Annotated in this window: 21 protein-coding genes and 1 tRNA gene; 9 read left to right on the forward strand and 13 right to left on the reverse strand. The window is 61.7% G+C overall.

Annotated features, from left to right (window positions below; all coding sequences use genetic code 11):
• From LJD17_RS09735 to LJD17_RS09745, 3 genes are read right to left on the reverse strand one after another with little or no spacing between them, the layout of a single operon-like run.
• The gene (locus tag LJD17_RS09735; protein WP_227383976.1) at window positions 1-768 is read right to left on the reverse strand and encodes an SDR family NAD(P)-dependent oxidoreductase; all 768 of its coding nucleotides are present in this window, start codon (window positions 766-768) and stop codon (window positions 1-3) included.
• Window positions 769-770: 2 nt separating this feature from the next.
• The gene (locus LJD17_RS09740) at window positions 771-3,125 is read right to left on the reverse strand and encodes a bifunctional salicylyl-CoA 5-hydroxylase/oxidoreductase (RefSeq protein WP_227383977.1); all 2,355 of its coding nucleotides are present in this window, start codon (window positions 3,123-3,125) and stop codon (window positions 771-773) included.
• 55 nt (window positions 3,126-3,180) lie between these two features.
• The gene (locus tag LJD17_RS09745) at window positions 3,181-4,833 is read right to left on the reverse strand and encodes a benzoate-CoA ligase family protein (RefSeq protein ID WP_227383978.1); all 1,653 of its coding nucleotides are present in this window, start codon (window positions 4,831-4,833) and stop codon (window positions 3,181-3,183) included.
• Between the two features lie 284 nt (window positions 4,834-5,117).
• On the opposite strand from LJD17_RS09745, the gene LJD17_RS09750 reads away from it, so the two are divergent.
• The 6 genes from LJD17_RS09750 (at window position 5,118) to LJD17_RS09775 (ending at window position 10,670) form a co-directional block, all read left to right on the forward strand.
• Complete coding sequence (locus LJD17_RS09750; protein ID WP_227384296.1) at window positions 5,118-6,293, forward strand: ABC transporter substrate-binding protein; 1,176 nt, start codon at window positions 5,118-5,120, stop codon at window positions 6,291-6,293.
• A 131-nt stretch (window positions 6,294-6,424) separates the two neighbouring features.
• The gene (locus LJD17_RS09755; RefSeq protein WP_227383979.1) at window positions 6,425-7,345 is read left to right on the forward strand and encodes a branched-chain amino acid ABC transporter permease; all 921 of its coding nucleotides are present in this window, start codon (window positions 6,425-6,427) and stop codon (window positions 7,343-7,345) included.
• 9 nt (window positions 7,346-7,354) lie between these two features.
• The gene (locus LJD17_RS09760) at window positions 7,355-8,386 is read left to right on the forward strand and encodes a branched-chain amino acid ABC transporter permease (RefSeq protein ID WP_227383980.1); all 1,032 of its coding nucleotides are present in this window, start codon (window positions 7,355-7,357) and stop codon (window positions 8,384-8,386) included.
• The gene (locus LJD17_RS09765; protein ID WP_227383981.1) at window positions 8,379-9,134 is read left to right on the forward strand and encodes an ABC transporter ATP-binding protein; all 756 of its coding nucleotides are present in this window, start codon (window positions 8,379-8,381) and stop codon (window positions 9,132-9,134) included. The genes LJD17_RS09760 and LJD17_RS09765 overlap by 8 nt, the downstream gene beginning before the upstream one ends.
• A complete protein-coding gene (locus LJD17_RS09770; RefSeq protein ID WP_227383982.1) occupies window positions 9,134-9,832 on the forward strand; it encodes an ABC transporter ATP-binding protein in 699 nt (232 codons plus the stop codon). The genes LJD17_RS09765 and LJD17_RS09770 overlap by 1 nt, the downstream gene beginning before the upstream one ends.
• Window positions 9,833-9,845: 13 nt before the next feature.
• On the forward strand, window positions 9,846-10,670 hold the full coding sequence (locus tag LJD17_RS09775) for an alpha/beta hydrolase (protein ID WP_227383983.1): 825 nt from the start codon (window positions 9,846-9,848) through the stop codon (window positions 10,668-10,670).
• Between the two features lie 15 nt (window positions 10,671-10,685).
• Here LJD17_RS09775 and mmsB read toward each other — a convergent pair whose 3' ends face one another.
• From mmsB to ytfQ, 8 genes are all read right to left on the reverse strand, one after another.
• Window positions 10,686-11,882 (reverse strand): multiple monosaccharide ABC transporter permease, encoded by a 1,197-nt coding sequence (gene mmsB, locus LJD17_RS09780; protein ID WP_227383984.1) that lies wholly within the window; start codon window positions 11,880-11,882, stop codon window positions 10,686-10,688.
• Between the two features lies 1 nt (window position 11,883).
• Window positions 11,884-13,413, reverse strand: a complete 1,530-nt coding sequence (gene mmsA / locus LJD17_RS09785) for a multiple monosaccharide ABC transporter ATP-binding protein (RefSeq protein ID WP_227383985.1) — start codon at window positions 13,411-13,413, stop codon at window positions 11,884-11,886.
• 78 nt (window positions 13,414-13,491) lie between these two features.
• Window positions 13,492-14,556: a multiple monosaccharide ABC transporter substrate-binding protein gene (chvE, locus tag LJD17_RS09790; protein ID WP_227383986.1), complete on the reverse strand. Its 1,065-nt coding sequence runs from the start codon at window positions 14,554-14,556 to the stop codon at window positions 13,492-13,494.
• 256 nt (window positions 14,557-14,812) lie between these two features.
• Window positions 14,813-15,643, reverse strand: a complete 831-nt coding sequence (locus LJD17_RS09795; RefSeq protein ID WP_227383987.1) for a FadR/GntR family transcriptional regulator — start codon at window positions 15,641-15,643, stop codon at window positions 14,813-14,815.
• Between the two features lie 10 nt (window positions 15,644-15,653).
• Window positions 15,654-16,616 (reverse strand): galactofuranose ABC transporter, permease protein YjfF, encoded by a 963-nt coding sequence (gene yjfF, locus LJD17_RS09800; protein WP_227384297.1) that lies wholly within the window; start codon window positions 16,614-16,616, stop codon window positions 15,654-15,656.
• Window positions 16,616-17,620: a galactofuranose ABC transporter, ATP-binding protein YtfT gene (gene ytfT, locus LJD17_RS09805; protein ID WP_227383988.1), complete on the reverse strand. Its 1,005-nt coding sequence runs from the start codon at window positions 17,618-17,620 to the stop codon at window positions 16,616-16,618. The genes yjfF and ytfT overlap by 1 nt, the downstream gene beginning before the upstream one ends.
• On the reverse strand, window positions 17,621-19,129 hold the full coding sequence (gene ytfR / locus LJD17_RS09810) for a galactofuranose ABC transporter, ATP-binding protein YtfR (RefSeq protein WP_227383989.1): 1,509 nt from the start codon (window positions 19,127-19,129) through the stop codon (window positions 17,621-17,623).
• Window positions 19,130-19,218: 89 nt separating this feature from the next.
• Entirely contained in the window at window positions 19,219-20,148 is a 930-nt protein-coding gene (gene ytfQ / locus LJD17_RS09815; RefSeq protein ID WP_227384298.1) for a galactofuranose ABC transporter, galactofuranose-binding protein YtfQ, read from the reverse strand.
• Window positions 20,149-20,338: 190 nt separating this feature from the next.
• Between ytfQ and LJD17_RS09820 the strand changes: the two genes are divergently transcribed.
• The 3 genes from LJD17_RS09820 to LJD17_RS24230 all read left to right on the forward strand — a co-directional run bounded on the left by LJD17_RS09820 (window position 20,339) and on the right by LJD17_RS24230 (window position 24,955).
• Window positions 20,339-22,072: an IlvD/Edd family dehydratase gene (locus LJD17_RS09820; RefSeq protein ID WP_227383990.1), complete on the forward strand. Its 1,734-nt coding sequence runs from the start codon at window positions 20,339-20,341 to the stop codon at window positions 22,070-22,072.
• A 32-nt stretch (window positions 22,073-22,104) separates the two neighbouring features.
• Window positions 22,105-23,037 carry a dihydrodipicolinate synthase family protein gene (locus LJD17_RS09825; RefSeq protein ID WP_406600785.1) on the forward strand — a complete coding sequence of 311 codons (933 nt, stop codon included), beginning with the start codon at window positions 22,105-22,107 and terminating at the stop codon, window positions 23,035-23,037.
• 466 nt (window positions 23,038-23,503) lie between these two features.
• Entirely contained in the window at window positions 23,504-24,955 is a 1,452-nt protein-coding gene (locus tag LJD17_RS24230) for a sensor domain-containing diguanylate cyclase (protein ID WP_227383992.1), read from the forward strand.
• A 112-nt stretch (window positions 24,956-25,067) separates the two neighbouring features.
• On the opposite strand, the gene LJD17_RS09835 is transcribed toward LJD17_RS24230, so the two are convergent.
• Window positions 25,068-25,144: transfer RNA gene (locus tag LJD17_RS09835), tRNA-Arg, on the reverse strand.
• A gap of 22 nt (window positions 25,145-25,166) precedes the next feature.
• Complete coding sequence (locus LJD17_RS09840) at window positions 25,167-25,472, reverse strand: ETC complex I subunit (protein WP_227383993.1); 306 nt, start codon at window positions 25,470-25,472, stop codon at window positions 25,167-25,169.
• Between the last annotated feature and the right edge of the window lie 39 nt (window positions 25,473-25,511).

Genomic DNA, 25,511 nt, shown 5'->3' on the forward strand with positions numbered 1-25,511 from the left:
TCAGATCTCCCCCCCGGCCACCGGAATTGCCTGCCCCGTAATGGCGGAAGCTCCATGGCCACAGAGCCAGAGCACGGCATCGGCCACCTCGCGAGGGGTAACAAGGCGTCCTTGCGGGTTGTGTTTAACGAACTCTTTCAAAGCCTCTTCACGGCTTCGGCCGGTTTTCTCGACGATCCGGTTCAGGCTTTCCCCGACGAGATCCGTGTCCGTATATCCTGGGCAAACGGCATTGACGGTTACCCCGGTCCTTGCGGTTTCCAGCGCAAGAGCCCGTATGAATCCGATCACCGCATGCTTGGCCGCGCAATAGGCGGTCACATAGGGATATCCCTTCAGTCCGGCCGTTGACGCAACGGCAATGATGCGACCGAATCCCTGGTCCACCATTGATGCAAGCGCCGCCTGTGCCGCGTTGGTGACGCCCAACAGGTTGACGTCGAGCATCTGCCTGAACGCATCGGGGCCGGTCTTCAGGAAAGGTGCGGAAATGGCCGATCCTGCGTTGGCAATCACCAGATCGACGGCTCCCCGATCGCCAGTCGCAGCGTGGAAGGCCGCCTGTATCGAATTCGAATCCGTGACGTCGGCGACAACGTACCCGTGAGCCGCCCCGTCCCGCACGGCACTCTCCAGAACCGCGCGATCACGGCCCAGCACGGTCACCGACGCCCCGGCCCCGGAGAGAACCTCGGCAATGGAACGACCGATGCCGCGCCCTCCTCCGGTGACCAGGGCGTGACGGCCCTGAAGCTCGATGCCATTCATAACTATTCAGCGGCGAGAGACGTGGCTCCCGCCTCCATTTTCAGTTCAGCCCGCGTCTTCGGCTTCGCACGGAGCTTCAGCTCCTCGAAATCCTGGCGATCGCGAACGGAGTTACGGAAGATCTGCTCCTTACCCGCAAGGTACTGGGGCGGGCAATGAATATCGCCGGCGCCGTACCAAGCTGCGGCCTTCATGGTGAAGAACGGATCGACGAGATGCGGCCGGCCCAAGGCGACGAGGTCGGCGCGTCCGGCGGCCAGGATCGTATTGACCTGATCAGCCGTCGTGATGTTGCCGACGCACATGGTGGCGACTTTCGCCTCGTTGCGGACCTGATCCGAGAAGGGTGTCTGGAACATTCGGCCGTAGATAGGCCTCGCCTCCCGCACCGTTTGCCCGGTCGACACATCGACGAGATCGACACCATGCTCGGCAAACGCCTGCGCCACGGCTACCGCTTCCTCGCCGCTCAGCCCCCCTTCCGCCCAGTCGGTTGCCGAGATGCGAACGGACATCGGCTTGTGAGCGGGCCAGACCTCGCGCATGGCGTCGAAGACCTCGAGAGGATACCGCAGGCGATTTTCGAGGGAGCCGCCGTATTCGTCCGAGCGCCGGTTCGTCAGAGGGGAGATGAAACTCGCCAGCAGGTATCCGTGGGCGCAGTGCAGCTCGAGCATGTCGAACCCGGCTCGCGCACCTCGCTCCGCGGCGGACACGAACTGCGCTTTGATCGCATCCATGTCGGCGCGGGTGGCTTCACGGGGCACCTGACTATCGGGAAAATACGGAATGGGCGAGGCGGAGCAGATATCCCACGCGTTCGCTTCGAGCGGGCGGTCGATGCCCTCCCACATCAGCTTCGTGGCTCCCTTGCGGCCCGCATGACCAAGCTGAAGGCAGATCTTCGTTGCCGAGTGGCCATGGATGAAATCCACGACCCTCTTCCAGGCTTTCTCCTGCTCGTCGTTCCAAAGCCCGGTACAGCCTAAGGTGATGCGCGCCTCGGGCGACACACAGGTCATTTCGGTGAAGATCAGGCCGGCGCCGCCCGTCGCCCTCGAGCCGTAATGCACCAGATGCCAGTCTCCGGGCACCCCATCCACCGCCGAGTACATATCCATCGGCGAAACAACGACGCGATTCGGGATGGTCATATCCCGCAGCCGCATCGGTTGGAACATGGGAGCGATCGGCTTTTCGATCGACACGTCGAAGCCCGCCTGCCGCACGTGGCGGGCGAACATACGGTCCACTTCCCGCACGAATTCCGGTGCCCGGAGGCGGAGGTTGTCATACGTGATGGCTTTGGAGCGTGTCATCACCCCAAAGGAGAACTGGACCGGATCGAAGTTCCAGAAGCGTGCAACGTGCTCGAACCAGACCAGGGACACATCCGCGGCGTGCTGGGTCTTTTCCACCTCCTCGCGGCGGCCGGTCTCGTAGAGAGCCAGCGCTTTCTCCACGGATTGATCGCGCAGCAAGGACTCATAGAGCGCGATGGCGTCTTCCATGGCGAGCTTGGTGCCGGAACCGATCGAAAAATGCGCCGTCGCCTTCGCGTCCCCCAGCAGCGCCATGTTGCCGCGAACCCAGCGCTTGTTCCTGATCATGGGGAAGTTACGCCAGATCGACCGGTTGGTCAGGATTTTATGCCCATCCAGGAACCAGCCGAACACCTGCTCCATCAGAGCCGCCGCTTCGGCTTCGGTCTTGTGGCCAAGCCCTGCGCGTTCGAAAGTCTCCGGGTCGGTCTCGAAGACCCAGGTGGAGCGATTCGCTTCGTATTGATAAGCGTGCGCGATGAACGGCCCCCACTCGGTCTCCTGGAAGATGAACGTGAAGGCGTCGAGAGGCTTCGTCGAACCCATCCAGGCGAACTTGTTGGGACGCAGATCCACCTCAGGGGCAAAATGCTCGACATAGCGTTCGCGAAAGCGGCTGTTGATTCCATCCGCGACAACTACGAGATCCGCGTCGGCGAAAATGCTCTCGTCGTCGATGTCAGCTTGATAATGGAGCTTCACTCCGAGTTCCGCCGCACGGTCCTGGAGGATCAGCAGCAGGGTCCGGCGCGAGCACCCGCAGAAGCCGTTTCCGCCGACGCGGTGGACCGTTCCCTTGAAGTGAATGGCGATGTCGTCCCAATAGGCGAATTCCCGGGTGATGCGGTCGTAGCTCGGCCGGTCGTACTTCTCGAAGTTGTCGAGGGTCGCGTCCGAGAACACGACACCGAACCCGAAGGTATCGTCCGCGCGATTCCGCTCGTAGACGGCCACATCCGCCTGCGGCCATTGTTTCTTCATGAGGATGGCGAAATAGAGCCCTGCGGGTCCTCCGCCGACGATAGCCGTTTTCATGACAAGCCCATCCGACGCTGCATAAGATTTATTTTAAGCTTAAAACAATTGGACATCAAGCAGCAGAGGCCTGGTCCGCCCCGCTTTTCGACGGTCCCGCCATTTGGCGCAGGGCAAACCGCTGCAGCTTGCCGGTCTGGGTCTTGGGAAGAGCTTCCACGTATTCGATCGCGCGCGGATACTTGTAGGGGGCGATCTCGGCCTTGACGTGCTCCTGCAGAAGCTTGGTGAGATCAGGGCTCGCGGAATGCCCTTCCCGCAAGACCACGTAGGCCTTGACGATCATACCCCTGTCGTCGTCCGGCGCGCCGACGACGCCACACTCGGCCACGGCCGGATGGGTTAGAAGCGCCGCCTCGACCTCGGGGCCGGCGATGTTGTAGCCCGACGAGACGATCATGTCGTCCGAGCGCGCCTGGTACCAGAAGTACCCGTCCTCATCCAAAAGGTAGGTGTCGCCCGTCACGTTCCAGCCGTCCTGGACGTATTTGCTCTGCCGTTCGTCGGCGAGATAGCGGCAGCCCGTTGGTCCGCGAACCGCCAAGCGGCCAACAGCCCCCGGAGGGAGATCCCGTCCCATTTCGTCGATGATCTTGGCCTCGTAACCCGGCACCGGCTTGCCGGTGGCGCCGGGACGGATCTCCTCCTCGCAGGCGGCGATGAAGATATGGAGCATCTCCGTGGCGCCGATTCCGTCCATCAGGCTGATTCCGGTGGCGTCCTTCCAGGCCCTGAAGGTGTCCCGCGGGAGCGGCTCGCCGGCGGAAACGCATTTCCGGAGGTGGGAAATATCGTAATCCTTGAGTTTGGGCAGCATCGCCCGGTAAGCGGTCGGCGCGGTGAAGCAGACCGTCGCCCCATACCGCGCAATGGCGGGCAGGAGGTCGTCGGGACCGGCTTTTTCGAGAAGAACCGTCGAGGCGCCGATCCGCATGGGAAACAGGACGATCCCTCCCAGGCCGAACGTGAAGGCGAGCGGGGGCGAACCGATGAAGCGGTCCGACTGAGCGGCACGCAGAACATTGCCCGCGTAGGCATCGCAAATCGCCAGCATGTCCCGATGGAAATGCATCGTGCCCTTGGGCTCGCCCGTAGTGCCGGAGGTGAAGCCGATGAGGCAGACATCGTCCGACGCCGTCTCGACGGCCTCGAACTCGGGCGAGGCATCGGCGAGCAGCGCGTCGAGGCCGTCCTGTCCGGAGCCTCCCCAGTAAACCACGTGCTCCAGCTCGGAAACGAGGCCCCGCGCCTTCTCCATTTCATCGGCCAGGCGGTGGTCACAGAACGCGATCGTGATCTTGGCCTTGGTGATCGGGTAGGCGATTTCCTTTGCGCGCAAAAGCGGCATCGTCGCCACCACCACGCCGCCTGCCTTGAGGACCGCGAGATAGAGCGCGACCATCATGGGATTGTTCGCCGAGCGGAGCAGAACCCGGTTCCCCGGGACAAAGCCGAGCTTCTCCACAAGCACGTTGCAGATCCGGTTCACCCGTTCCTGAAGCTCTTTGTAGGTCAAGGTCTCGGACGGACTGACGAGACACACGGCGTCGCCTCTGCCCTCCTCAACCCATCGATCAAGAAAGGCCCACGCGCAGTTGAGGCGCTCGGGGTAGCGCAGTTCCGGCCGGTCATGAATGAAAGCCGGCCATTGATCCTGCGGAGGGAGGTTTTCTCTTGCAAAAGTATCGACGTGAGCCGTGTACGCCATCGTCCGTTCCTCTGTCCGGTCATGTCGGACGGGCGTCGTTCGTCGCGCCCGCTTCGGCGGAACAATCCGCTTGAAGAATTCCTAAAATTATTTAAAGCTTCAAATATTGCTTGGCAATCCCGAACTGGGAACAGAGTCGACCGGCTCGACAGAAAAGGAGTGTTCGGTCGGCTCGAATTGCGGCAGATTACGGCCGAGCATCGGCGAGACCCAATCGAGTCCCGCCGGAACAACGATGCAGCGCGGTCCACCGTGCGCAGGGAACAGCCACTCGGGAGTACATGATGAACCTGACAATCAAATGCCTGGGCTTCGCAGCCGCCATGGGCTTGGCGGCCTCGCCGGCCCTGGCGCAGGAGAAGCTCAAGGTCGGCCTCGTTTTGACCCTTTCGGGCCCATCCGCGGTTCTGGGGCAGCAGGCCCGCGACGGCTTTCAGCTCGCCGTCAAGGACCTCGGCGGCAAGCTCGGCGGACGTGACGTCGACGTGATCGTCGTCGATGACGAGCTGAAGCCAGATGTCGCCGTCACCAAGGTCAAAGGACTGCTGGAGCGCGACAAGGTCGATTTCGTCGTCGGCCCGATCTTCTCGAACGTCGCGGTGGCGATCCAGAAGCCGATCGTCGACGCCAAGACGTTCTACATCAGCACCAATGCGGGTCCTTCGAACCTCGCCGGCAAGAGCTGCAGCCCGTTCTTCTTCGCGACGTCGTACCAGAACGATCAGAACCACGAGGTGTTGGGCAAGGTGGCTCAGGACCGGGGCTACAAGAAGGTCTACCTGCTGGCGCCGAACTACCAGGCGGGCAAGGACGCCCTCGCCGGGTTCAAGAGACACTATAAGGGCGAGATCGTCGAGGAATCCTATGTTCCGCTGAACACCCTCGACTTCCAGTCGGAACTCGCCAAGATCGCCTCCATGAAGCCCGATGCGATCTTCACCTTCATGCCCGGCGGCATGGGCGTGAACCTCGTGAAGCAGTACCGCGCCGCGGGATTGGCGGATCGCATTCCGTTCCTGTCCGCCTTCACGGTGGATGAATCCACACTCCCCGCCCAGCAGGACGCGGCTGTCGGCATGTTCGGCGGCTCGAACTGGGCGCCCAATCTCGACACACCCCAGAACAAGACCTTCGTGAAGGATTACGAGGCGGCCTACAACTCCGTTCCCGGCTCCTATTCCATGCACGCCTACGACGCTGCGCTCCTGATCGACAGCGCCTTGAAGGCGACCGGCGGCAAGACCGAAGACAAGGACGCGCTCCGCGCCGCCCTTAAGAAGGCCGATTTCAAGTCCCTGCGCGGCGACTTCAAGTTCGGCACCAACGGCTTCCCGATCCAGGATTTCTATCTGGTGAAAGTCGCCAAGCGGTCGGACGGCAAGTTCCAGACCGAGATCGAAGAAAAGGTATTCGACGACTATACGGATGCCTATGCCAAGGAATGCGCGGCCACGAACTAAAGCTGCGAGCCGAGCGTCCGAGCCCCGTTCCGCCGTTGGGACGGGGCTCGTCCTTCACAGCAGAAGCGATTTGATCCGGACGGCTGGTGACGGCACCGATCCAGACACCTCCGACATCGCCTTGAGTGCCGATGACAGCAACTCTTCTTCTCATCCAGGCCCTGAACGGTCTTCAATTCGGGCTAATCCTGTTCCTGATCGCCGCGGGATTGACCCTCGTGTTCGGCGTGATGGACTTCATCAATCTGGCCCATGGCGTTCAGTACATGGTCGGCGCCTATCTGGTGGCGGCGTTCAGCGCCTGGACGGGAAATTTCGGCCTTGCGCTTCTCCTGGCATTGCCGACCGCCCTCGCCTTCGGGCTGCTTCTCGAAGTGCTGATCTTCCGTCATCTTTATGACCGCGATCACCTGGATCAGGTTCTCGCGACGTTCGGCGTGATCGTTTTTCTGAACCAGGCGGTCAAATTCATCTGGGGCGCCGCGCCGCTCAACGTGCCCGTGCCCGAAATCTTTTCCGGATCGATCGAAATCACCGACGGGCTGCTTTATCCGGTCTATCGGCTGGTGATCATCGCAGCGGGCCTTGCGGTCGCCCTTCTTCTGTATGTTCTGGTCAGCCGCACCCGCGTCGGCATGCTGGTGCGCGCCGGCGCCACGAACCCCCAGATGGTTTCCGCCCTGGGCGTCAACATTCAACGACTTTTCATGGTGGTCTTCGGGTTTGGCGCCATGCTGGCGGGCTTTGCGGGGGCCATGGTGGCTCCCATCCTCTCGGTCGAGCCCGGCATGGGCGACAACATCCTGATCCTTGCCTTCGTGGTGATCGTCATCGGCGGAATCGGCTCGATCCGGGGCGCGTTCCTGGCCGCCATTCTGATCGGTCTTGTCGATACGGTCGGAAGGTCCTTCGCGCCCAATATCCTGCGGTTCTTTCTCGATCCCGCCACGGCAAGCCAAACCGGGCGTGCCGTCGCGCCGATGCTGATCTACATCTTCATGGCTGCCGTGCTGTTTTTCCGGCCCTCCGGCCTTTTCCCGGCCAAGCGATAGGGTGCTCCCATGACGGACATCGCGCGCATGCAATCGGCTTCCATTGTGCCTCCCGCCCCTCGGATCGAACGCGTTCCGCTCATTCTCTTCGGCGCCCTGGCGATTGCCCCTTTCCTTGCCGCCCTGTCCGGGGCGGAAGGCTATGTGCTGTCCTTGCTGTGCCGCGTCATGATCTTCGGCCTCGCGGCGCTCTCGCTCGATCTGATCCTCGGCTATGGCGCGCTGGTCAGCTTCGGTCACGCGGCGTTCCTCGGCATCGGCGGCTACGCTGTCGGGATCCTTGCGAGCCACGGGATGGAGGACGCCCTTGTGCAGATTCCCGTCGCGCTTGCGGCATCCGGCCTGTTCGCCGCGATAACCGGCACGATATCGCTGCGCACCAAGGGCGTCTATTTCATCATGATTACCCTCGCCTTCGGCCAGATGCTGTTCTTTCTCGCCACGTCCCTGGCCGCCTATGGTGGCGACGATGGGTTGACCCTTCCATCCAGAAGCCTCCTGGCGGGCACGACCATTCTCAAGAACGACCGTGTCTTCTACGGCTTCTGCTTCATCTGCCTTCTCGGAGTATACGTCCTTGCCCGGGAGATCGTCTCCTCCCGCTTCGGCCGGGTCCTGCGCGGCGCGAAGGAGAACCCGACCCGCATGGAAGCCATCGGCTTTCACCCATTCCGTTTCCAGCTCCTCGCCTATGTGATCAGCGGCATGATGGCAGGTCTTGCCGGTGTCCTCCTTGCCAATCAGGCCGAGTTCATCAGTCCATCCTTCATGACATGGCAACGCTCGGGCGAGCTGATCTTCATGGTGGTTCTCGGCGGGCTCGGGAGCCTTCATGGCGCCATCGTCGGCGCCGCCGCCTTTCTGCTGCTCGAGGAATTCCTGCCGGAGATCCTTCATCTGGCGAGCTTCATGCTGAGCAGCGACCTCCAGTCTCGCCTCGTCGAGAACTGGAAGATGGTGTTCGGCCCTGTCCTGATCCTGATCGTCCTTTTCGTTCGGGGCGGCATCATGGGGCTCGTTCCGGGAGGGCGTCATGACTAAGCCGCTTCTCGAACTGCGCAATCTGCGCAAGAACTACGGAGCCCTGATCGTCACCGACGATGTCAGCCTTTCTGTTCCGGAGGGCGAGGTTCACGCGATTATCGGGCCGAACGGCGCCGGGAAGACCACTCTGATCCATCAGATCTCGGGCCTTGCTCCATCCGGATCCGGTCAGGTGCTGTTCGACGGGCAGGATATCACCGGCCTGCGTTTGCATGAGCGGGCGCGGCGCGGACTGGCCCGGTCGTTCCAAATCACGTCGGTCCTCCCAGGATTTTCCGCCCTTGAGAATGTCGCGCTCGCCGTTCAGGCGCGCTCGGGTTCAAGCTATCGCCTTTTCGGGAATGCTGCGCGGGAGCCGGACCTGAACGGTCCAGCCATGGAATGCCTCAACCTGGTCGGGCTCGGCAGCCGGTCCCACGTGCTGGCGGGCCTCCTCTCCCATGGCGAGAAGCGTCAACTGGAACTGGCCATCGCGCTGGCGACCGAGCCCAAACTTCTCCTTCTCGACGAGCCTCTCGCAGGCACGGGACATGAAGAATCCCGCCGAGTCGTCGAGGTGCTGCGACGGTTGCGGAGCCGGACCACGATCCTGCTCATCGAGCACGACATGGAGGCGGTCTTCTCTCTGGCGGACCGCATCAGCGTCCTCGTTTACGGACGATTGATCGCCACGGGCACACCGGAACAAATCCGTCACAATCCGGAAGTGCGCGCCGCGTATCTCGGCGAGGAGGAGATGGCCTGATGCTCTCGGTTCGCAACCTGCAGGCCTCCTATGGCGCCGCCCAGGTCCTGTTCGATGTGTCTTTCGACATCGGACCCGGAGAGGTCGTGACCTTGCTCGGCCGGAACGGCATGGGAAAGACCACCACGATCCGTTCCATCATGGGTCTGCTGCACCCTCACGGAGGCGAGGTCCGCTTCGATGGCACCCCGGTGACCGGCCTTGCGCCTTACCGCGTCGCCAAGGCCGGGATCGGCCTCGTGCCGGAAGGAAGGCAGATCTTCCCGACCTTGTCGGTCGAGGAGAATCTCGTGGCGACGGCCTCCTCCCGACTTGGCTCGCGACGCTGGACCCTCGATGCCGTCTACACCCTTTTCCCCCGCCTTAAGGAACGACGGACCAATCTCGGGACGCAGTTGTCGGGTGGCGAGCAGCAGATGCTCGCGATCGGACGCGCCCTGATGACCAACCCGAAGCTCGTCATCCTAGACGAGGCGACGGAAGGATTGGCGCCGCTCATCCGGGCGGAAATCTGGGATTGTCTGAAGCACCTTCGGTCCGAGCATCAGTCGATCCTGGTCATCGACAAGAACGTCAATGCTCTCGCGGCCTTCGCCGACCGTCACGTGATCCTTGAAAAGGGGCAAACGGTCTGGACCGGGACCAGCGCCGAGCTTTTGGCCGACGCCACGCTCAAGGATCGTTATCTGCACGTTTGAGGAGATTGCGCCGGTGACGGACACACAGCTCGATTTCGAAGCCGAGTACAACAATCGGGCGCGGGTCGCGGATCATGGAGTGCATATCGCCGGATGGCACCGGGACGCGGCCGTCTACAGAGCCACGGCGCCTTGCGAGATCGATGTCGCTTACGGTCCGGGAGAACGGCACTGCCTCGACCTGTTCCATCCGCCGGGGGGTGACGCGGGTGGCCCGATCGTGCTGTTCATCCATGGCGGGTACTGGCAGGCCTTCGACAAGTCTTCCTCGAGCCATCTCGCCCGCGGTGCCAATGAACGCGGTTTCACGGTCGCCATACCCAGCTACGATCTGGCGCCGAATATCACCCTGAGCGGTATCGTGGCCGAGATGGAAACGGCAGCCGATTTCCTCATGCAGCGTTTCGGGCGGCCGCTCGTTGCCACAGGTCACTCCGCGGGAGGTCATCTGACCGCATGCCTCATGGCTCGAAGCACGAAGAACCTGAAGCGCCCCATCCGGGCCGGAATGCCGATTTCGGGACTGTTCGACTTGGCTCCCCTTGTTCCGACTTCGATCAACAAAGCGCTCGGCCTCACCGTCGAGGAAGCGCGTCGCCTTAGCCCGATCTACGACAAGCCTCCTGCGGACAGCCGCATCGTTGCCGTCGTCGGTGGCGCGGAAAGCAGCGAATTCCTCCGTCAGTCGCGGGACTTCGTCACTCAATGGACGGCCATGGATGCGATCGCCAAGGTCCATGAGGTTCAGGGCGCGCACCACTTCGACGTGATCGCCGGGCTCGCCGATCCTGGCAGCGCCCTGACCGAACGCCTGGTCGAGCTCGCGGCCCATGCATGACCCGGCCCCTCCGGCTCATTTCTTCTTGTTGTATACGTCCAACGTCACGGCTGCCAGGAGCACCAGGCCCTTGATGACCTGCTGGTAATCGATCCCGATGCCGAGGATCGACATGCCGTTGTTCATCACCCCCATCACGAAGGCACCGATGACGGCACCCGTCACCTTGCCGACGCCGCCGTAAGCGGAAGCGCCGCCGATGAAGCAGGCGGCAATGACGTCGAGCTCGAAGCCGAGGCCCGCCTTGGGCGTTGCCGTATTGAGACGGGCCGCGAAGATCAGGCCCGCCAGCGCCGCGAGCACACCCATGTTGACGAAGGTCAGAAAGGTCAGCCGTTCGGTCTTGATACCGGAGAGCTTCGCGGCCTTTTCGTTGCCGCCGAGGGCATAGATTCTCCGGCCGATGGTCGTCCGGTTGGTGACGAACGCATAGAGCGCCACGAGTGCGAACATGATCACCAGGACGTTCGGCAGCCCGCGATAGGTGGAAAGCAGGTAACTGAAACCGATGAGAAGAACCGCCAGAAGCGCATTCTTGAAAACGAAAAACCCGAAGGGCGCCGTTTCGACCGCGTGCTTCTGCTGGTTCAGCCGGGTCCGATAGCTGAAATAGATCAGGGCCGCGGTCGTCACCACCCCGAGCGTGAGGGATGTGAGATTGATCGTATCGATCACCCCGACATCGGGAATGAAGCCCGAACTCAACCTTTGGAAGGTCACCGGGAACGGACCAACGGACTGGCCACCGAGAAGCGAGAGCTGGAGCCCCTTGAATACAAGCATTCCGGCGAGCGTCACGATGAAGGACGGGACCTTCAGGAACGCGACCCAATAGCCCTGGACGGCTCCGATCAAGGCCCCGACAAGGAGGCAGATGATGATGGTCGGAACGAAGTGGATGTCGAACTTCACCATCAAAACGGCCGCAAGCCCGCCGATAAAGCCCACGATCGAGCCGACCGACAGGTCGATATGGCCCGAAACGATGACCAGCAGCATGCCAAGCGCCATGATGACGATGTAGCTGTTCTGAAGCACCAGGTTGGTGAGGTTGAGCGGCTTCAGAAGAGTGCCGCCGGTCATCACCTGGAAAAACGCCATAATGACGAGCAACGACACGAGCATGCCGTAGTCGCGGAAGTGCGTCTTGAGGAAGCTCCCGTAGGATTCCCGCTTCTCGACGCGAATGTCGCTCGAAACTCCGGTGTCCATCTCAGCGCCTTCCCGATTTCACGATTGAATGCATGATCTTTTCCTGGGACGCCTCGGCCGCCGCAAATTCGCCGATGAGCGCCCCCTCGTTCATCACATAGATCCGGTCGCACATTCCGAGCAGCTCCGGCATCTCCGAGGAAATCAGGAGGACACCCTTGCCCGCATCGGCCAAGCTATTGATGATGGTATAGATTTCGTATTTCGCTCCGACGTCGATACCGCGGGTCGGCTCGTCCAGAATCAGGATTTCCGGGCTCGCGAAGAGCCACTTGCTCAAAACGACCTTCTGCTGGTTCCCGCCCGAAAGGTTGACCACCTGCTGATAGACGTTGGCGCTGCGGATCCTGAGCTTGTTTCGGTAATCGTTGGCAACCGCGAGCTCGCGCATTTCGTCGATAACGGCATTGCTGGAAACGCCACCCAAATGCGCCAGGGTGACGTTTTTCACGATGGTTTCGTCCAGGACCAGACCGTAGGTCTTCCGATCCTCCGTCACATAGGCGATCCCGTTCGCAACCGCGCGACTCACGGTGCTGACGTCGATTTCCCGTCCGTGAAGGAGAACCCGGCCCCGGATATTCTGGCCGTAGGTCCGCCCGAAGAGGCTCATGGCGAATTCGGTCCGGCCGGCGCCCATGAGACCGGCGATGCCGACGATTTCGCCCTTTCGGATGTGAAGGTTGATGTCCTTCACCATATGCCGGTCCGCATGAATCGGGTGGTAGGCGTTCCAATTTTCGACCGCGAAGATCGGGTCTCCCACATGGGACTCGCGCTTAGGATACCGGTCCTCCATGGCGCGTCCGACCATGCCGCGGATGATCCGGTCCTCGCTGACAGCCTCGCCGCGGCAATCGAGCGTTTCGACGGTGCTGCCGTCCCGAAGCACGGTGATCGAGTCGGCCACCTTCGAGATTTCGTTCAATTTATGGGAGATCAGGATCGATGAAATCCCCTGCGCCTTGAACTGCAGCAGGAGTTCGAGCAGCGCGTCGCTGTCCTTTTCGTTGAGGCTCGCTGTGGGCTCGTCGAGGATGAGAAGCTTCACCCTTTTCGACAGGGCCTTGGCGATTTCGACCAGTTGCTGCTTTCCGACACCCAGGTTCGTCACCAGCGTATCGGGAGACTCCTTCAAGCCGACCCGCTCCAGCAGTTCCTTGGTTCGGGCGAAGGCCCGGGACCAGTCGATGACTCCGTAAGACGCCTGCTCGTTGCCGAGGAAGATGTTCTCGGCGATGGACAGAAGCGGCACCAAGGCGAGTTCCTGGTGAATGATGATGATGCCGAGCTTCTCGCTGTCGGCGATGCCCTTGAAGCGGCGCTCCTCGCCTTCGAAGACGATGTCCCCCGAATAGGTCCCATACGGATAAACGCCGCTCAGAACCTTCATCAAGGTCGATTTGCCGGCACCGTTTTCACCGACGAGAGCATGAATCTCCCCGGCTTCGACCGTGAGATTGACGTTGTCCAGCGCATTGACGCCCGGAAACGTCTTGGTGATCCCCCGCATCTCGAGGATTGCTGCCATTTCATCCCTTTCGATCAGGAACGCCGGACGGGACGCGGGCTCGGCCCTGTGCAAGGGCCGAGCCCGCCTCGCGCGGTCTCACTTGATCTGGTTTTCCTTGTAGTAGCCACTGTCGACGAGGATCTGCTTCCAATTGGAGGCATCCACGCTGACCGGCTTCAGCAGGTAAGAGGGAACGGTCTTGACGCCATTCTCGTAGGTCTTGGTGTCGTTCACCTCCACGGTCTTACCGGACAGGATGGAATCGACCATGTTCGCCGCCACCTTGGCCAGCTCGCGGGTGTCCTTGAAGACCGTCGAAGTCTGCTCCTTGGCGAGGATCGATTTCATGGACGGAATTTCGGCGTCCTGGCCCGTTACCACTGGCATGGGCTGCTTCGGCGTACCGTAGCCGACGCCCTTGAGCGACGAGATGATACCGATGCTCAGACCGTCGTACGGCGAAAGAACCGCGTCCACGCGCTTGTCGTTGTAGTAGGCGCTGAGGAGGTTATCCATGCGGGACTGCGCGACAGCCCCGTCCCAGCGGAGGATCGCCACCTTGTCCATTCCGATCTGACCGCTCGCCACCACGAGCTTGCCGCTCTTGATGTAGGGGTCGAGGACCGACATGGCGCCGTTGTAGAAGAAGAATGCGTTGTTGTCGTCGGGCGAGCCACCGAACAGCTCGATGTTGAACGGCCCCTTGCCTTCCTTGAGGCCAAGAGCCTTCTCGATGTAACCGCCCTGAAGCACGCCGACCTGGAAGTTGTCGAAGGTCGCGTAATAGTCGACGTTCTTGGAATTGCGGATCAGCCGGTCGTAGGCGATGACCTTGATCCCTTTGTCGGCCGCCTGCTGAAGGGCATCCGACAAGGTCGTTCCATCGATTGCTGCAATGACCAGCACCTTCGAACCCTTGGTGATCATATTCTCGATCTGGGCGAGCTGGTTCGGGATTTCGTCTTCCGCGTATTGCAGATCGACGTCGTAACCCTTTTCCTTCAGGGACTTGACCATATTGTTGCCGTCGTCGATCCAGCGGGCCGACGACTTGGTCGGCATGGAAACGCCGATAAGTCCCTTGCCCTCGGCATGGGCGGCTCCGGCAAGCCCGAACGCTCCAAGAGCGAGGGCGGCTATCGTGGCTGTAAGTCTCTTCAAGTTCGTTCTCCCTGTACTTTGGACCGTACGCCTTCGAAGGGCTGGCTTGGTCCTTGCGACCTCAAGTCGTCGAATACGGTGTTCTTGTTCGGCGCCTTGGGCGAGGACCCAATCGCAGCGCCTCGGGAGCACTCTTCTTCCGGAGTGCTTGCTTTCAGTACGGCCGGGGTGAACCTAGAGGATCAAGCCAGCCCAGACCATTAATACTATAATACAAGCGAGGCTCTTCAAGCGGCAGCTCGTGGCGCTTAAGCTCCTACGATCCCCCAGCCTTCGAAAAATTCGCGGGCTGGCCCTCCATGGTAGCACCCGGCTCTGCTTGGGAAAATCCGTGCAGGCTCACGGTGGTGATGGCCCCGGCCTGGGTCGTGATGCCCACGCGGTCGGCAGTTTGGACGATCAGGGTCGACATGGCGTGCCCTGCCCCGGCAGCATCCTGCCGCTCGATCGCCTCGAACACCGCTCGGTGGAGCTTCATGACGACTGCGAACCGGTCTTCGCTCGAGACTGGGGAACTGACGTCGAACGACGTCGCAAGGGCCGCTCCGATGACCGAACCGATCGACTGCAGGAACGGATTTCCCGAGGCCTCCAGGATCGCCTGATGAAAATCCAGGTCCGACCGGGTGAAACCCTGCCGGTCGTTACGGCAACGCCCCATGCCCTCAAGGGCATCACGCATATGCTCCAATTGCTTGGGCGAGCGCCGAAGCGCGGCGGTCGCGCAGGCAAGGGGTTCGAGAGACTGGCGGATCTCGAAGAGCCAGCCCAGGAATCTCGCGTCGACTCCAAGCTGGAGATGCCACTCCAGGATGTCGGCGTCGAACATATTCCAGTTCTCTCGCCCCAGAACCCGCGTACCGACCTTGGTCTTCGACTCGATCAGGCCCTTGGCCGCGAGGGTTTTCAGGGCCTCTCGCAGCGCCGTCCGCGAGACGCCGAAGAACTCCATGAGCTCCGCATCGCCCGGCAGCGTGCTGCCGACCGGATAGCGGCCCTGCATGATGCTGTGACCGATGCCATGGGCGACCAGATCGTGCGCGGAGCGGGTTCTGTGGGGTGTCGGAAAGTCGTTTATGGAGACCATGGGCAGTCCCTCACGCCTGACCGGACCGGGCGGAAGCCATCGCCAGCCCCCGCTGCAAGACGATGAAGGCAAACAGCAGGGCTCCGATCGCGATCTTTGTCCACCAAGAACTCAATGTCCCCTCGAAGGTTATGTATGTCTGGATCAGGCCCTGGATCAGCACGCCGATGAGCGTTCCGATGATGGTGCCATAGCCTCCCGTCAGCAGAGTGCCGCCGATGACGACCGCCGCGATCGTATCCAGCTCCACCCCCGTCGCGGCCAGGGAATAGCCCGCCGAGGTATAGAACGAAAAAATGATCCCGGCGAGCGCGGCGAGGAAACTCGACAGCATATAGATCCGGATCGTCGTCCTCCCCACCGGCACGCCCATCAGCTCCGCCGAGGTTCGGTTGCCGCCCAGGGCATAAACGTTTGCGCCGAAGCGGGTGAAGTGGGCAAGGACGATTCCGCCCGCGAAGATCAGAAGCATGACGAGGGCGATGAACGTCAGGCGTCCTCCTCCCGGCAACGCAAAGGCGATGTCCGTGATCTGACCGTAGGCCGGCGCGTTGATAGGGATCGAGTCGGTTGTCAGGACGAAGCACAGCCCCCTCGCCAGGAACATCCCCGCGAGCGTGACGATGAAGGCGGGGATTTGGAATGTGTGGATCAGAAAACCCATCCCTGCTCCGAAGAGAGCCGCAAGGCAAAGCACGAGCACGAACGCCAGATAGGGATTGAGGCCATGCTTCTCGATCGTGACCGCCAGGAACACCCCCGTGAACGCGATCACGGAACCGACCGACAGGTCGATGCCGCCCGAGAGGATCACGAACGTCATGCCGACGGCAACGATGCCGAGAAAGGCGTTGTCGGTCAGGAGATTGGCGACCACCCGGGTCGAGGCGAAACTCGGGAAGTGGGCGAGGCAGATGAGATAACCGACGACGAAAACGGCCAGCGTAATGAGAACCGGGAGGTGACGCTTGATCATTTCTTGGCCCTCAGCACGGCACGAAAGCCCCCGAAGACGGGGGATTGCGCCAGGAGAACGGCGAGCACGACGATCGCCTTCACGATGAGGTTGTACTCGGGCTGGAACCCGCTGAGCAGAATTCCGGTATTCATCGCCTGAATGATGAGAGCACCCACAACCGACAGGCCGAGGCTGAAGCGGCCGCCGAACAGGGACGTTCCTCCGATCACCACCGCCAGGATGGCATCGAGTTCGAGCCAGAGACCGGCATTGTTCGCGTCCGCCCCACGAATGTCGGCGGTGACGATCAGGCCGGCGATCGCCGCACAAAGGCTGCACCACATATAGACCGCGATCGTCACCGCCCGCGTGCTGATGCCTGCGTAGCCGCTCGAGCGCACATTGGCGCCGATGGCCTCGATGAAGAGCCCAAGGGCCGTGTATCGCACCACCAGATGCGTAATGATCAATACGACGATGGCGATCACCACAGGCATCGGGAGCATGAGGAAGGAACCGCTGCCGATGGCGGCGAAGCCCTCGCTGACGAAGGTGATGATTTGCCCTTCCGTGATCAGCTGCGCGAAACCGCGCCCCGCCACCATCAGGATGAGGGTCGCAACGAAGGGCTGGATCTCGAGCACCGCGACGAGAAAGCCGTTCCAGAGGCCGCAGAGGAGCCCGATGCCGGCCGCAGCCGCGAGAGCTGTGGGAAGCGGATAGCCTTGGGCCGTCAGGGTCGCGGCGGTCGCGCCGGCGATGGCCATGACGGCGCCGACCGAAAGGTCGATGCCCCTCGTGGCGATGACGAGAGTCATTCCCAGGGACAGAATGGCGACCGGCGCGCCACGGTTCAGCACGTCGACGACGCTGCCGAACAGGCGGCCATCCTGAATCCTTATGGCGAAGAAGTCGCGAAAGACGAACCAATTGACCAGAAATACGACGAGGAGCGCCAGCAACTGCGGCAGCCCTTTGGGAAAACTACGGGGCGCTTGAGCCCTGATCACGCCGCTCATTCAATGGCTCGCAATGGTTGTCATGATGCTGTCGGCGCTGACCTCCGCGCCCGACAATTCCCGTACATGCCGACGATCGCGCAGAACAACGACGCGGTCGCTGTAGGAGGCAATTTCCTCCAGTTCCGACGAGATGACCAGAAGGGCGAGCCCGTCCTCGCAGAGGCGCTCGATCAGGCGGATGATTTCCGCATGAGCGCCCACGTCGATCCCACGGGTGGGCTCATCGAGAATGAGAAAGCGCGGCTCCGTGGCAAGCCAGCGGGCGAGCAACGCTTTCTGCTGGTTTCCGCCGGACAGGAGGCCGATGGGCTTTTCCGCATCGGGCGTTCGAATGTCGAGCAGCTTGATGAAGCGGTTGGCGATGTCGTCCTGGATGCGGCGCGGCAACCTGTTCAGCCATCCTCGCTGGGCCTGTAGCGCCAGAATGATGTTCTCGCGGATGGAGAGTTCTGCGACGATCCCTTCGGTTTTGCGATCTTCCGGCGTAAATCCGAAGCGAAGCCTGGCCGCATCGCGCGGAGACGCGATCCGCACCGGCTTTCCGTCGACGAAGGCCTCCCCGGTATCCGCTCGCTCGATCCCGAAGACCAGTTTGGCGGTCTCCGTACGGCCGGATCCGAGAAGCCCTGCGAGCCCCACCACCTCGCCCGGACGGATCGCGAGGTCGAAGGGCTCCAGAAGCCGGCGCTTGCCGTAGTTCCTGAAAGCCACCAAAGGCTCTCCCGTGACGGCCCTCCGGTGCGCGCGATGGAGGGCCTCGGCGGCCAGCTCTCGGCCCAGCATCATGGACACGAGCTCGATGCGCGGCAGATCCGCGATCGGGCGCGTGCCGATGAGGCGGCCGTTCCGCAAAATAGTGACCCGGTCGCAGAGCCCATAAACCTGATCGAGAAAATGCGTGACGAAGACAATTCCGATTCCCCGCTGCTTCAGCCCGTTGAGGATCCGGAAAAGAGTTTCGACCTCCTGGGTGTCGAGGCTCGCAGTCGGCTCGTCGAGGATCAGCACCTTCGCCGAGAGATCAACCGCGCGGGCGATGGCGACGATCTGCTGGACCGCGACCGAGAAGCTCCCCAGGGGATTGGCGACGTCGATGTCGAGACCATAGCCCGCCAGGATCTCCGAGGATCTCCGGCGCATCTCGGCGGTCCGGACAAGGCCGAACCGGTGCGGCTGACGGCCGATGAAAAGGTTTTCCGCGACCGAAAGATTCGGTAGCAGATTGACCTCCTGGTAGACGGTGCCGATGCCGAGGGAGAGCGCATCGGCGGGGTTCTGCGGCGCGATCTCCTGGCTGTCGAGACGGATGGTTCCGCCATCTCGCTTGAAAACACCGGTCAACACCTTGATCAGCGTCGACTTTCCAGCGCCGTTCTCGCCGAGGAGCCCATGGATCTCCCCAGCCCGCAATGTGAAATCGACATGATCGAGCGCTTGAACGCCCGGGAAGCCCTTTGTGAGTCCGCGGATTTCAAGGAGTTCGGGCTCTTCTCTGATGACCTGCATTCTGTTTCCGCCGGGGATGCAAGAGCCGCCGATGGGCGGCGGGCTCGGGAGAGCGCGGGAATGAAAGCCGCCCTCTCCCGGCGAGGACCTTAGTAGAGGTCCTTACGCTTGCTGTACTCGGCCTGTGCGGTCTCAGGGGTGAAGACCTTGGACTCCGTCTGGATCCATTTGGGCGGCTGTTTTCCGTCCTTCTTGTAGGCGATCAGCGCATCGAAGGCGGGGCCCGCCATGTTCGGCGTCAACTCGACCGTGACATTCGCCTCGCCGTCGCCCATGGCCTTGAAGATATCCGGCACGCCGTCGATGGACACGATCTTGATGTCCTTTCCAGGCTTCAATCCGGCTTCCTTGATGGCCTGAATGGCCCCGATCGCCATGTCGTCGTTGTGAGCGTAGACGGCGCAGATGTTCTTTCCGCCGCCCTCGGCCTTGATGAAGCTCTCCATGACTTCCTTGCCCTTCGTGCGCGTGAAGTCACCCGACTGGGTGCGGACGATCTTCATGCCGGGATTGGCCGCCACGACCTGATCGAACCCCTTCTTGCGGTTGATCGCCGGGCTCGAGCCGACGGTGCCCTGCAGCTCGACGACGTTGCACTTCCCGCCCGTTTCCTTGGCCAGCCACTCCCCGGCGACCTTGCCTTCGTAGACCGTGTCCGAGGTCACGGCGGTGAGATAGAGAGACTCGTCCTTCGTATCGATGGACCGGTCGAGGAGGACGACCGGAATCTTGGCGTCCTTGGCTTCCTTGAGCACCGCATCCCAGCCGGTCGAAACCACGGGAGCGATGAAGATCGCGTCGACGCCCTGAGCGATGAAGGAGCGGACGGCCCGGATCTGGTTCTCCTGCTTCTGCTGGGCATCCGAGATCTTGAGGTCAATTCCGCGCTTTTCGGCCTCGCTCTTCGAAACCTTCGTTTCGGCGGCACGCCAGCCCGATTCGGATCCGACCTGCGAGAAGCCGACGGTCATTTTGGTCTGGGCCAGGGCTGAACCGGATCCCAGCACCAGTGCGGCCATGCCGATAGTCGCCAAAAAATGTCGAGCCTTCATGCGTTTTCTCCCTGGAGGACTTGTTCTTCGACTTTAGCAGCCTTAACAGCCGCCTATTAGTACTATTATATGAAGCAAACGAAGCGCCTATTCAACCATAGTCGCGGTTCTCCGATCCGGTGCCGCGGCGCGAGATCTTCAAGGGCACGCAAGAAACATGAATGATGACAAGAAGCGCCAGCTGCGCAGCCAGGCCTGGTTCGGGCGCCAGGACAAGATGGGCTTCTATTATCGCTCGTTTCTCAAGAACAGCGGCTTCCCCCAGGACCAGTTCGAGGGGCGGCCGGTCATCGGCATCTGCAATACCTGGTCGGAACTGAACCCCTGCAATTCCCACTTCCGCACGATTGCCGAGCACGTCCGTTACGGCGTCCTGGATGCAGGGGGCTTTCCTCTCGAATTCCCGGTATCATCGCTTGGCGAAGTCACCATGCGCCCGACTGCGATGCTGTTTCGCAACCTCGCCGCCATGGACGTGGAGGAGGCCATTCGCGCCCACCCCCTCGACGGCGTCGTTCTGCTCATGGGGTGCGACAAGACCACCCCTGCCCTGCTGATGGGAGCCACTTCCGCCGACCTGCCGACCATCGGCGTCTCGGGGGGACCGCAGCTCCGGGGGGTCTACCGGGGCAAGTATATCGGGTCCGGCACGAACATCATTTCCATGAGCGAGCAGCTGCGCGCTGGAGAAGTGACGCTCCAAGAGTTCCACGAGGCGGAAGGGGGAATGAACCGGTCTCATGGGCATTGCATGACCATGGGCACCGCCTCGACCATGGCGTCGATGGTCGAGGCGCTCGGCGTCGGCCTTCCCGAAAACGCCGCGATCCCGGCGACGGACGCCCGCCGCAACCATCTCGCCCGCATGGCCGGCCGCCGCATCGTCGAGATGGTGCATGAGGATCTGGTTCTGTCGAAGATCCTGACGCGGGAAGCATTCGAGAACGCCATTCGGGTTCTGGCGGCGATCGGCGGCTCGACCAATGCGGTCGTCCATCTTCTGGCTATCGCCGGACGGGCCGGCGTCGACCTCAGCCTCGACGATTTCGACCGCCTCGGGCGCGACGTTCACTGCCTTGTCGATCTCATGCCGTCCGGGCAGTTCCTGATGGAGGATTTCTATTATGCCGGGGGGCTACCCGTGGTCCTTCGCACGCTCGGCGAGCGCGGGCTCCTGAACAAGGATGTGCTCACGGCGAATGGCCGTCCGCTGTGGGAGAACGTGAAGGACGCGCCATGCTGGAACACGTCCGTCATCACGTCTTTCGACGAGCCCTTCAAGGCCGATGCAGGAATCGCGATCCTGCGCGGGAACCTGGCGCCCGACGGCGCGGTCATCAAACCGTCCGCCGCCTCCCCGGAGCTGATGAACCATACGGGCCGGGCGGTCGTCTTCGAGACCATCGAAGAACTCCATGAGTGCATCGACGACGACGATCTCGACATCGACGAGACCTGCATCATGGTTCTGAAGAACTGCGGCCCCAAGGGATATCCCGGCATGGCGGAGGTGGGCAACATGCCCCTGCCCCAGAAGCTTCTGCGCAAGGGCGTGCGGGACATGGTGCGGATTTCGGATGCGCGCATGTCGGGAACGGCCTACGGCACCGTCGTTCTGCATGTGGCCCCGGAAGCGGCTGCCGGCGGCCCCCTCGCCTTGGTCCGGAACGGCGATCTCATCACCCTCGACGTGGCGGCCCGGAGCTTGCATCTCCATGTGGATGCCGCCGAGCTGGAGAGCAGACGCGCGGCCTGGACGCCGCCTGCTCCCCATGCGGCCCGCGGCTATGCGAAGCTCTATATCGACCATGTGCTCCAAGCGGATAAGGGCGCCGACCTGGACTTCCTCGTCGGCCGTACGGGCTCCCCGGTTCCCCGCGACAACCACTAATTCCTAACTCAACTGACCGAGAGGATATGATCTTGCCTCAAGCCACCGCTTCCCGCCCCTATCGCGGCGTCTTTCCCGTCGTGCCCAGCATTTTCGACGAGAGCGGCAAACTCGATCTCGAAGGCCAGAAGCGCGCTGTCGACTTCATGATCGATGCCGGGTCGGACGGCCTGTGCATCCTGGCGAACTTTTCCGAGCAGTTTGTCCTGTCGGACGAGGAGCGCGAGGTCATCATGAAGGAGGTTCTCGATCACGTCGCGGGACGGGTGCCTGTGATCGTCACGACAACGCATTTTGCGACCCATATCTGCGCCGAGCGCAGCCGCCGGGCACAGGATGCGGGCGCGTCCATGGTGATGATCATGCCCCCCTATCACGGCGCGACGATACGGGTCTCCGAGAACGGAATTTATGAGTTCTACCGGGCGGTATCGGAGGCCATCGACATCCCGATCATGATCCAGGACGCGCCTGTCGCCGGGACGCCCCTGTCCGCCCCGTTCCTGGCCCGCATGGCGCGGGAGATTCAAAACGTCGCCTATTTCAAGATCGAGGTTGCGGGAGCCGCCGCAAAGCTCCGGGATCTTCTGACTCTTGGCGGCGACGCCATAGAAGGTCCTTGGGACGGTGAGGAAGCCATTACCCTGATGGCCGATCTCGACGCGGGCGCCACGGGCGCCATGACCGGAGGGGCGTATCCGGACGGTATCCGGCAGATCATCGACCCGTACGTCGCCGGGCGCCGCGAAGAGGCCATGCGGGCCTATGAGCGATGGTTGCCCTTGATCAACTATGAGAACCGGCAATGTGGCCTCCTGGCATGCAAGGCCCTGATGAGGGAAGGAGGCGTCATCAGGTCGGATGCCGCGCGTCTTCCCCTTCAGCCGCTCCACCCCGAAACCCGCAAAGGACTGATCGAGCTGGCGCGACGCCTCGATCCTGTGGTCCTGCGTTGGGGCCGCTAGGGGCGGCATAGAGACTACCGAATCGTGCGGCCGTCTTAACGCCAAGGAAGAGTTCGCGAGGTTTCTGAGATTTCCCTCAAGAACGCTTCCTTATGACTATATTCCTCTAAATACTCGTTTTTATAGGGCGGATCACCACGCGATTGCGGAAGTGTACTTTTTAAGGAACCCTTTCGCACTTTACTCCGAACAACTGAAAAAAACGTGCTTCCCTTTTATTGACGTTAAGGAAGTTCTGAGATTATTGGCTCGTTGTTTCTCGCAACCCACCTTTCAACAGTATAGATTATAAACGGACCGAACAATTTGTTGGATCCGGCCGAAAAAGGTGGGAAACACCGCTTCGAAATTCAGGGGCACAGCTTTGCCGAGCGATCCTTCATATGAGGCTGAGAGCCCTCAGCCTTCTCGCACGGCCTGGTTCCGACGAAATCTTTCTTCGACTCGCTGGCTTCAAACCTTCATCGTGCTTGTGTGCCTCGCCATTCTTGGTCTCGAGGGCTGGCGCGACTGGACCGAGTACGACAAGGCTCTGGACGACGCCCAGGTCCAGACGGCAAATCTCGCGCATTCCTTGAAGCAGCATGCCGAGGATACGTTCGAGATGACCGACTATGCTCTTGCGGCCGTCACCGAGATGCTTCAAGCGGGCGGTACATCAAGGGAAGAGATGGAGCATCTCCATTCCATTCTCGTGAACCGGGTCGCCCTCCTGCCGCGGATAAGAGAAATCAGCGTCTACGGGTCGGAGGGCCAATGGCTTGCGAGTTCTTCGCAAGAACTGTTCCCCGACAAAAGCAGCCAGGCGGACAGCCCCTATTTTGCGCATCACCGCAACAACCTGAGCCGCCGCCCTTATTTTTCGCCGCCGGACCGGTCGCGCCCTCTGGGACAGCGAAACACGACGATCTCGCGCCGTTTCACGAACTCCAACGGATCCTTCGGGGGAATTGTCGTCGCAACGATAGACCCGAGCTATTTCGCGAGATTTTACGCGCACTTCGTGATCGGGCGCCAAGGTGCCATCGTGCTTTTTGCGAAAGACGGGACGGTCATTTCTCGGTTCCCTTTCATAACGCAATTTACCGGCAGCGATCCCTCCAAGGTGTCCTCCATCATCGAGCAGATGGCGCCTGCTCCTTCCGGCAATAACCGCTTCGTATCGCCTCTCGATGGCATCGACCGGATCACCGGATATGACAGCGGCGACCACTTTCCCTTCGTCGTCCTGGCGTCAGTCAGCTACGATGAAGCCATCGCCGATTGGCGAACGGAGGTCGTCGTCCGCGGCGCCGGCATCGGCCTGCTGGCCGGCGCGATCGGACTGCTCGGCTGGGGTCTCGTGACCCAGCTGAAACGACGGGAGAGCGCCGAAGCCAAGCTTGCCGTCCTGGCCAGAACGGACGGTCTCACGGGCTTAGGCAACCGTCGAAGCTTCGATGAGCGCTTGGCACAGGAATGGCGTCGGTCCGTCCGGGAAAAATCATCCCTCTCCCTCCTGCTGATCGATGTGGATCAATTCAAGCAATTCAACGACGTCTATGGACACCAGGCGGGCGACGACTGCCTGCGGGCGATCGCTCGTGCCGTTGCGGGGATTGCACGCCGTCCAAGCGATCTGGCGGCGCGGTATGGTGGGGAAGAGTTCGTCCTGCTGCTCCCTGCCACTGCCGAGAAAGGGGCGGCGCAACTGGCCGAAGAACTCCGCTCCAGCGTCGAGGCATTAGGGCTTCCTCACTCGAGGAACGAACCTAAATGTGTCGTGACCGTCAGCGTGGGAACGGCGACACTCAACCCGCCGTCCGGCATTCCGAGCGAACGGGACAATGCCTTGGTCATGCTCGCCGACCACGCCCTGTACGACGCCAAGCGTCAGGGTCGCAACAAGGTCGTCATCGCCGCGAGAAACGCGGCCTGAGAGGGCATTCGTCCATCCAACTCAGCTGTCGCAATACAGCAGGAAAACCGCATAACGCCTTGGCTGTGCTATAGATTCTGTATGATCATTCAGACGCGAGGCGAGATTCGAATGGCGACCCCGGCAGGGCTCGAACCTGCGACCTGCCGCTTAGAAGGCGGCTGCTCTATCCAGCTGAGCTACGGGGCCGTGCCGCCGGCTTCTTCGACCCTTAGTGGGTCCAGGGGCCGACGCGGTTAAACTTGAAATTATCCGAATAGGACATGGTGCGCCGCTTTACCTCGTGCGGCTCCTCGACCCGGTAGGCGATCCCTTCGCGCTCGGCGTAGGCGATGGCTTCCTCTTTGGTATCGAACCACAGGCGAAGCTGCTGGCGCGTGTCGCCGGAGCTGGTCCAGCCCATGAGCGGCTCGATCTCGCGCGGCTTATCCTGCTCGAATACCAGCAGCCACTGCTTGGTGCGGGCGAGTCCGGACTGCGTGGCGGCTTTCGCGGGCTTGTAGATCCGTGCGGGCATCGGCTTTTCGATACTCTCTCAAAGGTCCTTCCCGGCGAC

The organism is Microvirga rosea (assembly GCF_020595095.1).
In the GTDB taxonomy this organism is placed as follows: Bacteria; Pseudomonadota; Alphaproteobacteria; order Rhizobiales; family Beijerinckiaceae; genus Microvirga; species Microvirga rosea.

Bases quoted from the DNA above. Each gene is read 5' to 3' on its own strand.
- mmsB (WP_227383984.1), bottom strand. From the start codon at position 11,882: ATGGACACCGGAGTTTCGAGCGACATTCGCGTCGAGAAGCGGGAATCC.
- LJD17_RS09765 (WP_227383981.1), top strand. From the start codon at position 8,379: ATGACTAAGCCGCTTCTCGAACTGCGCAATCTGCGCAAGAACTACGGA.
- LJD17_RS09760 (WP_227383980.1), top strand. From the start codon at position 7,355: ATGACGGACATCGCGCGCATGCAATCGGCTTCCATTGTGCCTCCCGCC.
- ytfT (WP_227383988.1), bottom strand. From the start codon at position 17,620: ATGAGCGGCGTGATCAGGGCTCAAGCGCCCCGTAGTTTTCCCAAAGGG.
- LJD17_RS09840 (WP_227383993.1), bottom strand. From the start codon at position 25,472: ATGCCCGCACGGATCTACAAGCCCGCGAAAGCCGCCACGCAGTCCGGA.
- LJD17_RS09735 (WP_227383976.1), bottom strand. From the start codon at position 768: ATGAATGGCATCGAGCTTCAGGGCCGTCACGCCCTGGTCACCGGAGGA.
- LJD17_RS09820 (WP_227383990.1), top strand. From the start codon at position 20,339: ATGAATGATGACAAGAAGCGCCAGCTGCGCAGCCAGGCCTGGTTCGGG.
- LJD17_RS09795 (WP_227383987.1), bottom strand. From the start codon at position 15,643: ATGGTCTCCATAAACGACTTTCCGACACCCCACAGAACCCGCTCCGCG.
- LJD17_RS09745 (WP_227383978.1), bottom strand. From the start codon at position 4,833: ATGGCGTACACGGCTCACGTCGATACTTTTGCAAGAGAAAACCTCCCT.
- mmsA (WP_227383985.1), bottom strand. From the start codon at position 13,413: ATGGCAGCAATCCTCGAGATGCGGGGGATCACCAAGACGTTTCCGGGC.
- ytfR (WP_227383989.1), bottom strand. From the start codon at position 19,129: ATGCAGGTCATCAGAGAAGAGCCCGAACTCCTTGAAATCCGCGGACTC.
- ytfQ (WP_227384298.1), bottom strand. From the start codon at position 20,148: ATGGCCGCACTGGTGCTGGGATCCGGTTCAGCCCTGGCCCAGACCAAA.
- LJD17_RS09750 (WP_227384296.1), top strand. From the start codon at position 5,118: ATGAACCTGACAATCAAATGCCTGGGCTTCGCAGCCGCCATGGGCTTG.
- LJD17_RS09770 (WP_227383982.1), top strand. From the start codon at position 9,134: ATGCTCTCGGTTCGCAACCTGCAGGCCTCCTATGGCGCCGCCCAGGTC.
- LJD17_RS09755 (WP_227383979.1), top strand. From the start codon at position 6,425: ATGACAGCAACTCTTCTTCTCATCCAGGCCCTGAACGGTCTTCAATTC.
- LJD17_RS09740 (WP_227383977.1), bottom strand. From the start codon at position 3,125: ATGAAAACGGCTATCGTCGGCGGAGGACCCGCAGGGCTCTATTTCGCC.